We start from the raw sequence: 13,495 nt of genomic DNA, 5'->3' as shown, positions 1-13,495 counted from the left end.
CGCGCCCCCGCTTGAGGCGATGCCAGCGTCCTCACCGGATGGCGTCCGGATGAGGATGGTCACGCGGAGCGTGCCGGTAGCCGATCGGCGACAGGAGGGCTGAGGACGCGCTGACGACGCCTCGCGTCCCGCGTCCTCGCCAGCGAGGTGTTCCTCCTGGACGGCCTTGCGGGCCTCCGCCACGGACGTCGTCGAGCGGCCGGAAGCGGGTGGTCACTGGTCGGCGGGCGCTGACCGGTCGGTAGCGCTCTTCGGTGGTGCGTAGCGACGCTTGACCAAGTACCAGCACCAGGTGACGGCCCCGGCGATGTAGGCGACGAAAAGAACGTCCCACCACGCCCCGAGCGAGGGGGTCGGGTCGTCGGCGACGACAGCGGTGGCCACGCCCAGGGCGATCAGAAGCAGCAAGGTCGCGCTGCCCAGGCGCCAGACGTCGTCCGCGGCCATGCGCCGCAGCCGGTCGACGTTGTCCGGGTGCTTCCAGTAGTCGGCGTGGGGGACGTCGAACCACTCGAGGTCGCCTCGCAGAGCCAGGTGGGCGCAGCCGACGAAGACGGTGACCATCACGGCGACGAAGATGCTGGCGCCCACGAGGTAGGCGGTGCGGCTGGTGCAGGCGTCCGCCTGCCCGTCGAGGCCGTAGTGCTGCGGTACTCGCTCGGGGAGCGTCACGGCGGACCAGACCAGGACGGCGACGAGGGCGGCGACGGTCGTGGTGAACAAGACCGGTAGCGCACGCATGAAGCCCACCGTCTCGGACGTGATCCGACGAGGGCGATCGGGGTAGGACATCTCCGACGCGTGTTGGAGAGAGCGCCGGTAGGGGATGGCGGTCTCAGGGGGCCGTCGCAACGGTGGGCGACTGCGGGGGAGTGCCGACGTCCCGCCTCGAGCGGCCGCAGCTGCGCCGACGGGGGGTCGCCCATCAGGACGTGCGTCCGGCTCAGGTCTGCTGAGGCGTCACGGTGCCTCGCGCCAGCGCGAAGGGGAGGCGGTCGAAGATGATGTGGCCGGCGCGGATGCGCTGTTCGCTGATCCGGTACCACTCGGCGGCGGGCGCACTCGGCACCAGGACCGTCGCGGTGTCGTACATGAGCATCGCCTCGTCATCGGTGCTGTGGAGGCCCAGGACGTGTGAGGACGTGAGGCCGCGGGCGAACGGCTCCATGAAGGCCCGCAGTGCCTCCGCGCCTTCGAGCCTGCCGGCGGGGGTGTCGAACGTCACGTCGTCGGCGACGCAGGCCATGGCGGCGTCCATGTCGCCCGAGGTCCAGGCGCGGTGGTAGGTCAGGGCGGTCTCGGTGGTCTGCGGGTGCACGGTCACGGTGTTCTCCGTCCTGGGGTGGCTGTCGACGGAGAGGTAGACACCGCGGCCGGGCCGATGGGAACGGTTCAGCAGGCCGGATGCCGTGCCACGCTCCGGGCGTGAGCGACGAGCGCGCGGAGATCTCGCGCGCCGGTGTCGACGAGGCAGCCTTCTCCGGTCTCGTCGAGAGCCACCGCCGCGAGCTGCACGCGCACTGCTACCGGATCCTCGGGTCCGTGGACGACGCCGACGACGCGCTGCAGGAGACGCTGGTCGCGGCCTGGCGTGGGTTGGGCGGCTTCGCCGGGCGCTCGTCCCCGCGCACGTGGCTGTACCGGATCGCCACGACCCGGTGCCTGAACATGCTGCGCACCCGGAGCAGGCGACCTCAGCTGGCCCCCGTACCGCCCTTCACGCCCCCCGAGCCGTCCGGGTCTTTCGAGGCCTCGTGGCTGCAGCCGTACCCGGACGCCCTCTTGGACGCCGTGGACCCCGCGGCGCGGACGCTGGCGCGAGAGAGCGTCGAGCTCGCCTTCGTCGCGGCGCTGCAGGCCCTCCCGCCGCGACAGGCCGCGGCTCTGGTGCTGTGCGACGTGCTCGGCTTCAGCCTGACCGAGACCGCTGAGGTCCTCGACACCCGAGCAACGGCGGTCAAGGGCCTCCTGCAGAGAGCGCGCGCGGCGGTGCCAGTCAGCAGACGCACCGCGCGGGACGAGGCCTGCGCTCGGACCGCTCAGCGGTTCGCCGACGCCTTCGCCCGTGACGACGTCGAGGCGATGGTCGCGCTGCTGACGGACTCGGCGTGGCTGGCCATGCCGCCGGCCCCGCAGCAGTACGACGGGCCGGAGGCCATCGCTCGGTTCCTCCGGTCCAGCGCCCGAGGCCGCCCGGGCGGCCGGTACCACCTCGTCCCGGTGCGAGCCGGTGGCAGCCCGGCCTTCGCGTGCTACCTCGCCGGCGCCGCCCGCGGGCTCGTCGTCGTGCTCCCTGCGGACGGTGGTGAGCGCATCACCGGGCTCGTCCGCTTCCTGGACGACGACCTGCACCGACGCTTCGGCCTGCCCGACCGGATCGACGCAGTCCTGACCTGACGCGGTCAGGCTCTCCGCTCAGGAGACGTCCCGTCGCCGATCGTCTGCGGAGAGCGCCTACAGCTCGAGGACGAGGCGCAGCGCGGCGTCGACCCGCTGCATCTCCTCGTGGGAGAGGACGCCGGCTGCTGCGCCGAGCCGTTCGGGATCGACGGCGGCGGTCTGCTCGGTGAGGACCCGGGTGGCACGGCCCTCGACGTCCACCTCGGGGCGGAAGGACGCGGCACGCGCCGACGTGGAGGTCGGCGCGACGAGCCATGTCGACAGCGGGAGGTCGTCGGACTGGACGACGACGGCGAAGCGCGCACCGGACTGCTCGTGACCACGCGCCCCGCGGGGGGACCGGAGGCGGTGGAGGTCACCACGCACGCAGCGTCTCCATGTCCCGCAGGACCTGAGCTGCTTCGGCGCGATCGGCCTGGTCGGCGGCCAGGTCGGCAGCCTCGGCGTGCAGTCGCTCTCGCGCGGCTCGGCGGGCCGCCTCGACCAGCGCGGAGCGCACGACGGCGGAGACCGCTGTGCCGTCGGCGGTGAGGGCGGCCAGGGCCCGCCGGGCGTCCTCGTCGGGGCGGAAGGTGATCGTCTCTGCCACGAGGCGAGTGTCCCACGTCATGTAAGACGGCGTCCCACGCGAGGACCGGCTTGCGATCTGCGCTCGTCGAACTTCTGGCCCGTCGTCCTTCGCTGGGCGAGTCAGGGGCGGGCGCGTTCCGAGTCGTCAGCCGGGCGAGGCGGTCGGCGTCGGGTGTGCCCGGTGCGGGGGAGTACAGGACCAGCCGCAGGTCGCTGCCGGGGACCTGCAGGACGTCGCCGTCGAGGACGAGGGGGCCGACGTCGGGATGGTCGACGTGCGTGCGGACGCCGCGGTGGCGAGCGGGGCGGGCGGCGGTCCAACGTTCAACGAATCGGGGCTGGTCTCGTGCAGGGCGTTGATCAGGTCGGCGAGCTCGGCGTCGTCGGGGTGCTCGAGGTAGGCGAACCGCAGGTCGCCCACGATCGCGTCGCGGTAGGTCTCGTCCTCGCCGGGGCCGACCCACACGCAGGGGCTGCCAAGGGCCGGCTGCGGGGACGGCAAGTGCTCACGCCCTGGACCGCTGCCACCGGTGCGCCCCCCGACGCCGACGAGGGCGTCCTTCTCCAGGCGGCCCAGCAGCGGGTAGGGGGTGCCGCCCTTGATGTCCCCCGAGGCCTTCGGCGGAGAGGTCGGCGGCGATGGCGTAGCCGTAGGTGGGGCCTCCGGCCGCCACCCGCAGGACGCACCGCTCCACGAGCCCTCTGAGCCATCCGCTGGGTGTGACGTCCGAGGCACGGCTGGACAGCGCATCTGCTCAGCGTGCCTGCCCAGCCCTCCGCGCAGGCGATCGTCACCGGACGCTGCAGCGAGCCGGCAGCGAGTGATCAGCCCGGGTCCTCGTCGAAGCGGATCGTGAGCTTGCTGCTGTAGGCGCCCTGGTCGTCGGAGCCGTGGTGCTCGACTGGGTCGGCGCCTCCCGGCCACGTCCTGAGGGCGCGGTAGCCGTAGCCGTCCTGGTCCGCCGCCTCCCACTCGAGCTGCACGTCCTGGCCCGGCGCGAGGCCGCGGAAGCCGTCGACGGCGACGCTCGACCAGTGCGTCCAGCATCCGCCGGGGGTCTCCGGCGAGTCGAGGACGCCCCAGCCCTCGGCCTCGTCCCACTCACGGACCACCGCTGTCACCGTCACGGTCCCATCGTGCCGACGCCAGGGCCGCGGTGGGTGGTGCCCGCCGCCCCGGATGGCGGTCGTCCGCGCCGTTCGATGGTGGCGGCGGCTGCGACGTCTGCGTGCGACGCTCCCGCGATGGCGGACTTCCCGTGGTCACGTGAGCTGGTGCTCCAGGCCCTGCGGGAGCGTCTGCTCGGCGGGGGAGGGGTGACCGAGGGCTTCACCGGTCTGGACGTCCGCCCTGCCCTGCCGGGCGAGCCCACCGACGGCTCCGGTCACGAGCACGTGGTCGTGGTGCTGCGCTGGCGACAGGACCCGTGCCTCTACGCCCTCGCCTTCCCGCTGCGGCCCGACGGCGCCGACGACGACCCCTCCCGTCCGCCAGGGGTCAGCACCGGCCTGCCCGTCGTCTCGCTGGAGGACTGGGTCGTCGAGGTCCTGTGGTCGCTGATGGAGGAGCTCGACACCGGCCTGGTCCGCCGCGCCACCCGTACCCGGGTCGGCGACGTCACCTTCCTGAGCACCGACGAGGCCACCGACGTCCGGCCCAAGGGCTACCACCTCGGTGACGTCCACCTCGGTCCCACGGGCGACGCCGGTGGTCACCTGGCCGACGTGGGCCTGGACGTCGCCGTCGCCCGGCGCGCCCACAGGGAGGGACGACTGCTCACCTGGGTCTGGGCCTACCGCGACGTCCGCGACCTGCCTGCCGTCGGCCACGCCGCGGTCGCCACCCCGGAGCCGCACGGACCAGCAGCGGGACCGGCTCGGTTGGAGGTCCTCGAGGTCGTCCCCGGCACCCCGCCCACCGTCGCCGCCGCGCTCGCCTACGCCGCCGTGCGGGACGCCGTCGAGGCCGGCGCCGCCGCGGTCACCAGCGACCTCGACGACCTCGTCCTCGACGAGGTCGGACTCCGTCGCGAGGAGGGCAGCGAGTCGCGGTCAGTCACCTGGCAGGACGTCCAGAAGCCGGTCGTGCGCCGGAGCAGCGCACGCACCGGCACTGCGTGAGCTGCCACTGAGACACGTCCCGACGGTCGACCGTGACCTGGTCGAGGAACGGGGCGGCGGCTGTGACCGACCCGCGACGTCGACTCGAGGTGGTCGTCGACCGCTTCCAGGCCACGGGCCATCCGGCGGGCCGCGAAGACGACGAGGAGGCCCCGTCGTACCGCCCGACGCGCCACCCGACGTCGACGCCGTCCACCGACGCGACGAAGGGCTCGACCTCGATGCCCTCGACGACGTGGTCGCCCAGCTCGTCCGGCCGGGCCTGGACGAGGTCGTCGGCACCGGCGAGCAGGCGACCGCGGGTCGTCGACGGCCGGTCCGGGGAGCGGCCTCAGGCCACCCGGCCCCCGAGCCCGACGACGGGCTGGGCCAGCGGCGCGCCGGAGCCGTCGCGGCGGCCGACCTCCTCGGGCAGCGGCACGGCCGCACCGGAGGACGCCCCGGCGACCACGGGGCCGACGCCGACGAAGGCCTGCACCAGCGCGTCCTCGCCCCGCAGGAAGCGGTGGCAGCGGACGCCGCCGGTGCCGCGGCCCTTGGCGGGGTACTCGGCGAAGGGCGTGACCTTCGCCGTCCCCGCCTCCGTCCCGGGCAGGGCGCCCGCGGAGCCGGCGACCGTCGCGACGACCGCGTCGTCCTCGGCGCCGGAGGCCACGGCGCCGAGCGCCACGACACGGGCGCCGGGCGCGAGCCGGACCCCGGCCATGCCCCCGGCCGAGCGTCCCTGCGGCCGCACCGCCGCGGCGGGGAAGCGCAGGAGCTGCGCGTCGCTCGTCACCAGAACGAGGTCGCGGTCCTCGCCCGGCAGGTCGAGCGCCGCGACGACCTCGTCGCCGTCCTTGAGGCCGACGACGCCGAACTCCTCCCGCGCGGGGGCCTCGCCCGCGGCGACGCGCTTGACGACGCCGCCGGCCGTCGCGAGGGCCAGCCCGCCGGCGCCCTCGGGCACGTCGAGCCGCGCGAGGGCGACGACCCGCTCGCCACGCCCGAGCGCCGTGGCGAAGTCGCCGAGCGGCGCCCCGCCGGACAGCGACGGCGCCCCGGCCGTCGGCGGCAGCGCCGGGACGTCGACGACGGGCAGCCGCAGCACGCGCCCGCGGCTCGTCACCGCACCGACCTCGCCGCGGGTGCTCGTGCGCACGGCCGAGACGACGACGTCGTGCGCCGCCCGGTCGGCCCCCGGCAGCCCCGCGGGCACCGGCGGCGGCGGGTCGTCGGCGTCGGGCGCGCCCGAGGTCCGGGCGATGAGCCCCGTGGCCGACAGCAGCAGCCAGCACGGGGTGTCCGGGACCTCGAGCGGGACGGCCGGGGCCCGTCCCCGGGTACCGCGGGCCGTCGGCGCGGCGGCGCCGGAGGCCTCCAGCAGCACCGTGCGCCGGGGCGTGCCGTGCTCGCGGGCCACCTCGGCCAGCTCGTCGGAGACGACGGTCCGCAGCCGCTGCTCGTCGCCGAGGACGGCCTCCAGCTCGGCGATCGTCGCGCGCAGCTCGTCGCGGCGGGTCTCCAGCTCGAGGGTGGAGAAGCGCGTGAGCCGGCGCAGCTGCAGCTCGAGGATGTGGTCGGCCTGCGCCTGGCTCAGGTCGAAGACCGTCATGAGCCGTTCGCGGGCCGCGGCCGCGTCGTCGCTGGAGCGGATGACGGCGATGACCTCGTCGATGTCCGCGACGGCGACGAGCAGGCCCTCGACGAGGTGCAGGCGCTCGCTCGCCCGGGCGAGGCGGTAGGCGCTGCGCCGCCGCACGACGTCCAGCCGGTGCCCCACGTAGACGGTCAGCAGCTCGCGCAGGCCGAGCGTCTGCGGCTGGCCGTCGACGAGGCAGACGTTGTTGACGCCGTAGGAGTCCTCCATCGGCGTCAGCCGGTGGAGCTGCTCGAGGACGGCGTCGGGGTCGAACCCGGACTTGATCTCGACGACGAGGCGCAGGCCGCTGGTCCGGTCGCTGAGGTCCTGGACGTCGGAGACCCCCTGCAGCCGCCTGCTCCTCACGGCGTCGGCGATCTTCTCGAGCACGCGCTCCGGGCCGACCCCGTAGGGGAGCTCCGTGACGACGATGCCGCGCCGGCGCGGCGTGATCTGCTCCACCCGCGTCGTCGCCCGGGTGCGGAAGGTGCCCCGTCCGGTCCGGTAGGCGTCGCGGACGCCGTCCAGGCCGACGACGCGCCCGCCCGAGGGCAGGTCCGGGCCGGGCACGAACCGCAGGAGGTCCTCCAGCGTCGCGTCGGGGTGCTCGATGAGGTGGCGCGCGGCGGCGACGACCTCGACGAGGTTGTGCGGCGGCATGTTCGTCGCCATCCCGACCGCGATGCCGCTGGCCCCGTTGACGAGCAGGTTCGGGATCGCCGCGGGCAGCACGCCGGGCTGCTGCAGGGAGCCGTCGAAGTTCGGGACGAGGTCGACGACGTCCTCGTCCAGGCCGGCGACCATGGCCGTCGCGGCGCTCGCCATCCGCGCCTCGGTGTACCGGTGCGCGGCCGGCCCGCTGTCGAGCGAGCCGAAGTTGCCGTGCCCGTCGACCAGCGGCAGCCGCAGGCTGAAGTCCTGCGCCATCCGCGCCAGCGCCTCGTAGATCGCCGAGTCGCCGTGCGGGTGCCACTTGCCCATGACCTCGCCGATGACGCGGCTGCACTTGACGTGCGGCCGGTCCGGGCGCAGGCCCAGCTGCGACATCGCGTGCAGGATGCGGCGCTGCACCGGCTTGAGGCCGTCCCGCGCGTCCGGCAGCGCCCGCGCGTAGATGACGGAGTAGGCGTACTCGAGGAAGCTGCCCTCCATCTCGGCCGCGACGTCGATGTCGACGACACGGCCCTCGCCGGGGGGCGGGGCGGCCGGGGTGGGCGTGCGACGGGCCATGGCCCCCATCCTCGCCGACCCGCCGCGAGAACCTCGGGAGGCGGCGGCGGCACCTCCGCCTCAGCGCAGGAGCCGCCCGAACCGCCCGCCGTGCAGGACGTCGTCGAGCGGCCGCCGCCGCGAGGGGCGCGGCCCGCCGGGCGCGGGCCCGTCCGGGTGCGGCGCGGGTACGCCGAGCGCGACCGCCATCACCGGCGTCCGGTCGCCGGGGACGTCGAACGCGGCGCGGACGGCGTCGACACGCGCGGCCGGGACGGCGAAGGGGCACGCGCCGAGCCCGTGGTGGGCCGCGGCGAGCAGCAGCAGGGCGACCGCCATGCCGGTGTCGACGTGCCAGTACGGCACCGGCCAGCGGGCGTCGAGGTCGGCCGGGGCGTGGTCGCCGGAGGTCTTGTCGGCCCGCGCGTACCGCTCGCGGTAGGCGTCCTCGCGGCTCCAGGCGAGGACGAGCGCGGGCGCCGTCCGCATCCCGCGCAGCCAGCGGTCCTCGCCGCGGGCGGGGTCGGCCGTGACGGCCCAGTAGCGGGCGAGGTCGTCCGGCTCGTCGAGGACCAGGAGGTCCCAGCCCTGGCTCGCCCCGGCGCTGGGGGCGCGGGTGGCGAGGTCGACGAGCTCGCGCAGGACGGCGCGGGGGACGGGCGCCGCCGGGTCGAAGGACCGGGTGGCGCGCCGTCCGCGCACGAGGTCGGGCAGCTCCACGGGCTCCGTAGCCCCCCTCCTCGACGCGCCGTGCCGGACCCGCCGAGGCTACGGAGCCCGCCGGAGGAGCGGGGGAGGGACCGGCGGGGGACGAGCGGTCGGCCCCGTGCGACGTCCGGCCCCGCCGCTACCCTCCGTGGCGTGGAGGACGCGCGGGGTGAGGGCGCCTCGACGGCGCCGACGTACCCGCGGCACTGGGAGGCCGACGTCCTGCTGCGCGACGGGACCACGGCGCACCTGCGGCCGATCACGCCGGACGACGCCGAGGCGCTCCAGCGCTTCCACGTCGCGCAGTCGGCCGAGTCCGTGTACCTGCGCTTCTTCTCGGCCATGCCGCGGCTGTCGACGCGGGACCTGCGCCGCTTCACGGAGGTCGACCACGTCGACCGGGTCGCGCTCGTGGCCACCTCCGGCGAGGACATCATCGGCATCGGCCGCTACGACCGCCTGTCGCCGGGCGAGCACGCGGACGAGCGCGAGCGCGGCGGGGGACGTGGGGGCGGTACCGCCGAGGTCGCCTTCAACATCGCCGACGCGCACCAGGGCCGCGGCCTCGGGTCCGTCCTGCTCGAGCACCTCGCCGCCGCCGCGCGCGAGCGCGGCGTGCACCGCTTCGTCGCCGAGGTGCTGCCGCAGAACCGGCGGATGACGAGCGTCTTCCGCGACGCCGGGTACGAGGTCACCCACGCCTACGACGACGGCGTGGTCACGCTGGCCTTCGACATCGACCCGACGGAGCGCTCGCTCGCGGTGACGTCGGCGCGCGAGCACCGGGCCGAGGCCAGCAGCCTGCGGTCGCTCCTGACGCCGAGGTCCGTCGCCGTGGTCGGGGCCAGCCGCACGCCGGGGTCCGTCGGGGGCGTCGTCCTCGCCGACCTGCTGCGCGGCGGCTACACGGGCCGGCTGCACGCCGTGCACCCGCAGGCGCCGGTCGTCGAGGGCGTGCTCGCCTCGGAGAGCCTGCAGGTCCTGCCCGAGCCGGTGGACCTCGTCGTCGTCGCGGTGCCCGCCGACGCCGTCCTCGGCGTCGTCCGTGACGCCGCCCGCGTCCAGGCCCGGGGGGTCGTGGTCGTCTCCAGCGGGTTCGCGGAGACGGGTCCGGCCGGCGCCGAGCGCCAGCGCGCCCTGGTCCGGATCGCCCGCGCGGGCGGCATGCGCGTCGTCGGACCCAACTCCTTCGGCCTGCTGACCACCGACCCGCAGGTGCGGCTCAACGCCTCGCTCGCGCCCGAGCTGCCCCCGGCCGGCGGGCTGGGCCTGTTCAGCCAGTCCGGCGCGCTGGCGGTGGCGGTGCTCTCCTCGGCCGCCCGGCGCGGGCTCGGCGTCTCCAGCTTCGTCTCCGCCGGCAACCGCGCCGACGTCTCGGGCAACGACCTCATGCAGTTCTGGGAGGAGGACGAGCGGACGAGCGTCGTCGGTCTCTACCTGGAGAGCGTCGGCAACCCGCGCAAGTTCTCCCGGGTCGCCCGCCGCCTCGCGCGCACCAAGCCCGTCGTCGTGCTCAAGTCCGGGGGCTCGGGCGGGGCGCCGCCCGGGCACGCGGTGCGGACCTCGCGGGCGCCCGCCGAGGCCTTCGACGCCATGCTCCGCCAGGCCGGCGTCATCCGGGTCGAGACGGTGCACCAGCTCTTCGACACGGCCCAGGTGCTGCTGACCCAGCCGCTGCCCGCGGGCGACCGCGTCGCCGTCGTCGGCAACTCGGCCGCGCTCGGCGCGCTCGCGGCGGAGGCGCTGCGCAGCTGGGGCCTCGTGCTGGCCGGCGAGCCGGTCGCCGTGCACCCCGAGGCGGACGCGCGGGAGTGCCGCGCCGCCGTCGAGGAGGCCCTCGGCCGCGACGGCGCCGACGCCGTCGTCGCCTGCTTCGCCCCGCCCGTCGGCGGCGTGGACGTCGACGTCGCTGGGGTCCTCGCCCGGGCGGCGGCGGCCTCGGACCGGACGACCGTGGCGTGCGTGGTCGGCATGGCCGGCGTCGAGCCGGCGCTCGCGGCCACCGGGCCGGACGGGCAGGAGCGGGTCGTGCCCGCCTACCCGAGCCCCGAGGACGCGGTGCGGGCGCTGGTCTCGGCGGTGCGCTACGCGCAGTGGCGGCAGAAGGACCCCGGGACCCGCGTGGCGCCGGACGGCGTCGACGCCGCGGCGGCGCGGCGGCTCGTCGACGGGGCGCTGGCGGGCGTCCCCGCGGACGACGACGGCCGGGTCGCCCTCGAGCTGGACGACGCCGCCGCGGGGCGTCTGCTCGCCTGCTACGGCATCGCGCTGGAGCCCGCGCGCACCGCGGCCGACGTCGAGGGCGCCCTGGCGGCGGCGGAGGAGCTCGGCTACCCGGTCGCGCTGCGCTTCGCCGACCGGGCGCTGCGCCGCCGGCGCGACCTCGCCGGGCTGCGCGCCGACATCGCCACCGAGGGCGAGCTGCGGCGCGACTGGGCGGCGCTCACCACGCAGCCGGGCGTCGAGGGCGCCCCGGTCCTCGTCCAGGCGATGGCCCCGCCGGGCGTCCCGGTGACCGTCTCGAGCATGGAGGACGAGCTCTTCGGCCCGCTCGTGTCCTTCGGGCTCGCGGGGGACGCCTCCGAGCTGCTCGGCGACGTGGCCCACCGGATCCCGCCGCTGACGACCGGGGACGTCGCCGACCTCGTCCGGGGCATCCGGGCGGCGCCGCGGCTCTTCGGGTACCGCGGCTCGCCGCGGCTGGACGTCGCGGCGCTGGAGGACCTGCTGGCCCGGACGAGCGTCCTCGCCGACGACCTGCCCGAGGTCGCCCAGCTGTCGCTCACGCCGGTCGTCGTGTCGCCGCGCGGGCTGTCGGTGCTCCTGGCGCGGATCCGCCTGGAGCGGGTGGAGCGGCGGCGCACCGACACCGGCTCGCGGCGCGTCCTGCGCTGAGGCCGGGCACCCCCGGCCGGCGACGCGCTCAGGACATGGCCGGGGGAACGGGGCCGGGGGAGCGGGGCCAGGGGAGCGGGGCCGGGGGGAGCGGGGCCGGTGGAGGGGCGCTGTCGGGCCCAGGTGGCAGCATGCCGCCCGTGCCGACCTCGCGCCCGTCCCGACCCTCCCGTCCCTCCGGCCCGGGGGAGCGGGGGGCGGGGGCGCCCGGGCAGTCGCTGGCGCCCGAGCTGCGCCGCGCCGTCGAGCACGCGGGCTACTACCCCGAGCTCGTCGCCGACGTCGTCGCGGTGGCCCTCGGCGGCGAGGAGACCCGGGCGCACCTGGTGCACCAGGAGACGACCTTCGACGGGGAGGAGGTGCGGCGGCACGTCACGGTCGTCGTCCTCACCGCCACCCGACTCGTGGTCGCGCACGCCGACGACGGCACCGACCTCGTCGAGGGCGGCCCGCGCTCGCACGCCGCCGCGGCGACGACCGAGGCCGTCCCGCTCTCGCAGGTGCGGTCCGTGCTCCTGTCCCACGTGGTCCAGCGACCCGACCGCTACCGGGGCGGGGACCCGGTGGCCGAGCTCACCGTCACCATCGGCTGGGGGTCGGTCCAGCGCCTCGACCTCGAGCCGGCGACCTGCGCCGACCCGCAGTGCGAGGCCGACCACGGCTACAGCGGCTCGCTCGCGGGCGACGACGTCGTCCTGCGCGTCAGCGCCGCGGCGGACGGCGCGGACGCCGTCGGCCGGGCGCTGCGCTTCGCCGCCGCGCTGTCGGCCGCGACGGGCGGCGCCCGCTCCGGGCATCCGCCCGCGTGAGCCCGTCGCCCGCGCCCCGGCCGGTCGACGGCGCGCTGGCGGACGTCCTGCCCGCCGTCGCGCTCGCGCTGGGCGCGCCCCAGCGGGCCGTCGACCTCCCGCTCCCCGCCGCCGACCGCGTCGTCGTCCTGCTGGTCGACGGCCTCGGGGACCGGCAGCTCGCCGCGGCGGGGCGGGACGCGGCCTTCCTCGCCGAGCTGAGGGGGCACGGCAGGGTCCTGGCCGCCGGGCACCCGTCGACGACCGCCACGTCCATGGCGTCGTTCGGGACGGGCCTGCTGCCCGGTGCCCACGGGCTCGTGGGCTACGAGGTGATGGACCCGGCCCGCGGGCGGGTCTTCAACGAGCTCGCCTGGGACGACGCCGTCGACCCGCGCGTCTGGCAGCCGCAGCCCACCGTCTTCGAGCACCTCGCGGCCGCCGGCGTGCGGTGCGTGCAGGTCGGGCCGCGGCACTTCGCCGGCTCCGGCCTCACCGAGGCGGCGCTGCGGGGGCCCGCCTACGTGGCCGCGCGCTCCCTCGCGGACCGGGTCGACGCGGCGGCCTCGGCCGTCCGCAGCGCGCCCCGCACCCTCGTCTACGTCTACTGGGGGGAGCTGGACAAGGCCGGCCACGAGCACGGCTGGCGCAGCGACGCCTGGCGCCGCGAGCTCGGCGACGTCGACCTCGCGGTCCGCCAGCTGGCCCGGCGCCTGCCCGCCGACGCGCTGCTGCTCGTGACGTCCGACCACGGCATGGTCGACGTGCCGCTCGCCCGTCCGGACCTCGCCGAGGACGCCGTGCTCGCCCGGGGGGTGCCCGTCTCCGGCGGCGAGGCCCGCGCCCCGATGCTCTACTGCGCCCCCGGCGACGCGCCGGACGTCCAGGCCCGCTGGCGCGAGCGGCTCGGCCCGGACGCCGAGGTCCTCCTGCGGGACGAGGCCGTGGCGGCGGGGTGGTTCGGCCCCGTCGCGCCGCACGTCCTGCCCCGGATCGGCGACGTCGTCGTCGCCTGCCCGCCGGGGGTGGCCGTCCACGACTCCCGGACGCAGCGGCGGCAGCTGACCCGGCTCGTGGGCCTGCACGGGGGGCGGACGGACGACGAGACCGAGGTGCCGCTGCTCGTCGCCGCCGGGGGACGCCCGGTCTGAGGCGGCCCGGTCTGAGGCGGCCCGGTCTGAGG

At 76.4% G+C, this 13,495-nt stretch carries 12 protein-coding genes and 1 pseudogene; 5 read left to right on the top strand and 8 right to left on the bottom strand.

The window, feature by feature from the left end; all coding sequences use genetic code 11:
- Nucleotides 1-213: 213 nt before the first annotated feature.
- Both WDZ17_RS16585 and WDZ17_RS16580 read right to left on the bottom strand, forming a co-directional pair.
- Nucleotides 214-723, bottom strand: coding sequence for a DUF1648 domain-containing protein (locus WDZ17_RS16585; protein WP_339576290.1), 510 nt, complete (start codon nt 721-723; stop codon nt 214-216).
- Nucleotides 724-943: 220 nt separating this feature from the next.
- Complete coding sequence (locus WDZ17_RS16580; protein WP_339576289.1) at nt 944-1,324, bottom strand: nuclear transport factor 2 family protein; 381 nt, start codon at nt 1,322-1,324, stop codon at nt 944-946.
- A 101-nt stretch (nt 1,325-1,425) separates the two neighbouring features.
- Here WDZ17_RS16580 and WDZ17_RS16575 point away from each other — a divergent pair, with 101 nt between their 5' ends.
- A complete protein-coding gene (locus WDZ17_RS16575) occupies nt 1,426-2,397 on the top strand; it encodes an RNA polymerase subunit sigma-70 (RefSeq protein ID WP_339576288.1) in 972 nt (323 codons plus the stop codon).
- Between the two features lie 57 nt (nt 2,398-2,454).
- On the opposite strand, the gene WDZ17_RS16570 is transcribed toward WDZ17_RS16575, so the two are convergent.
- The 4 genes and pseudogenes from WDZ17_RS16570 to WDZ17_RS16555 form a co-directional block, all read right to left on the bottom strand.
- On the bottom strand, nt 2,455-2,766 hold the full coding sequence (locus WDZ17_RS16570; RefSeq protein WP_339576287.1) for a type II toxin-antitoxin system PemK/MazF family toxin: 312 nt from the start codon (nt 2,764-2,766) through the stop codon (nt 2,455-2,457).
- On the bottom strand, nt 2,756-2,989 hold the full coding sequence (locus tag WDZ17_RS16565) for a hypothetical protein (RefSeq protein ID WP_339576286.1): 234 nt from the start codon (nt 2,987-2,989) through the stop codon (nt 2,756-2,758). Before WDZ17_RS16565 ends, WDZ17_RS16570 begins: the two co-directional genes overlap by 11 nt.
- Nucleotides 2,990-3,176: 187 nt before the next feature.
- A pseudogene (locus WDZ17_RS16560) lies at nt 3,177-3,434 on the bottom strand (MmyB family transcriptional regulator); the annotation flags it as partial.
- A gap of 361 nt (nt 3,435-3,795) precedes the next feature.
- Entirely contained in the window at nt 3,796-4,098 is a 303-nt protein-coding gene (locus WDZ17_RS16555; protein ID WP_339576284.1) for a S1 domain-containing protein, read from the bottom strand.
- A 117-nt stretch (nt 4,099-4,215) separates the two neighbouring features.
- Here WDZ17_RS16555 and WDZ17_RS16550 point away from each other — a divergent pair, with 117 nt between their 5' ends.
- Nucleotides 4,216-5,091: a hypothetical protein gene (locus tag WDZ17_RS16550; RefSeq protein WP_339576283.1), complete on the top strand. Its 876-nt coding sequence runs from the start codon at nt 4,216-4,218 to the stop codon at nt 5,089-5,091.
- A gap of 331 nt (nt 5,092-5,422) precedes the next feature.
- Here the strand turns inward: WDZ17_RS16550 and WDZ17_RS16545 are convergent, their stop codons facing one another.
- Nucleotides 5,423-7,942, bottom strand: coding sequence for a DNA gyrase/topoisomerase IV subunit A (locus WDZ17_RS16545; RefSeq protein WP_339576282.1), 2,520 nt, complete (start codon nt 7,940-7,942; stop codon nt 5,423-5,425).
- 60 nt (nt 7,943-8,002) lie between these two features.
- Nucleotides 8,003-8,641 carry a nitroreductase family protein gene (locus WDZ17_RS16540; RefSeq protein WP_339576281.1) on the bottom strand — a complete coding sequence of 213 codons (639 nt, stop codon included), beginning with the start codon at nt 8,639-8,641 and terminating at the stop codon, nt 8,003-8,005.
- Between the two features lie 141 nt (nt 8,642-8,782).
- Here WDZ17_RS16540 and WDZ17_RS16535 point away from each other — a divergent pair, with 141 nt between their 5' ends.
- The 3 genes from WDZ17_RS16535 (at nt 8,783) to WDZ17_RS16525 (ending at nt 13,463) form a co-directional block, all read left to right on the top strand.
- The gene (locus WDZ17_RS16535; protein WP_339576280.1) at nt 8,783-11,524 is read left to right on the top strand and encodes a bifunctional acetate--CoA ligase family protein/GNAT family N-acetyltransferase; all 2,742 of its coding nucleotides are present in this window, start codon (nt 8,783-8,785) and stop codon (nt 11,522-11,524) included.
- 140 nt (nt 11,525-11,664) lie between these two features.
- On the top strand, nt 11,665-12,333 hold the full coding sequence (locus tag WDZ17_RS16530) for a DUF5998 family protein (RefSeq protein ID WP_339576279.1): 669 nt from the start codon (nt 11,665-11,667) through the stop codon (nt 12,331-12,333).
- Nucleotides 12,330-13,463, top strand: a complete 1,134-nt coding sequence (locus tag WDZ17_RS16525; protein ID WP_339576278.1) for an alkaline phosphatase family protein — start codon at nt 12,330-12,332, stop codon at nt 13,461-13,463. The genes WDZ17_RS16530 and WDZ17_RS16525 overlap by 4 nt, the downstream gene beginning before the upstream one ends.
- The last annotated feature ends 32 nt before the right edge of the window (nt 13,464-13,495 follow it).

It is taken from the genome of Pseudokineococcus basanitobsidens (genome assembly GCF_037482545.1).
In the GTDB taxonomy this organism is placed as follows: Bacteria; Actinomycetota; Actinomycetes; order Actinomycetales; family Quadrisphaeraceae; genus Pseudokineococcus; species Pseudokineococcus basanitobsidens.
The sequence above is the reverse complement of the archived record's forward strand: the minus strand, read 5'-3'. Positions and strand labels throughout refer to the sequence as shown.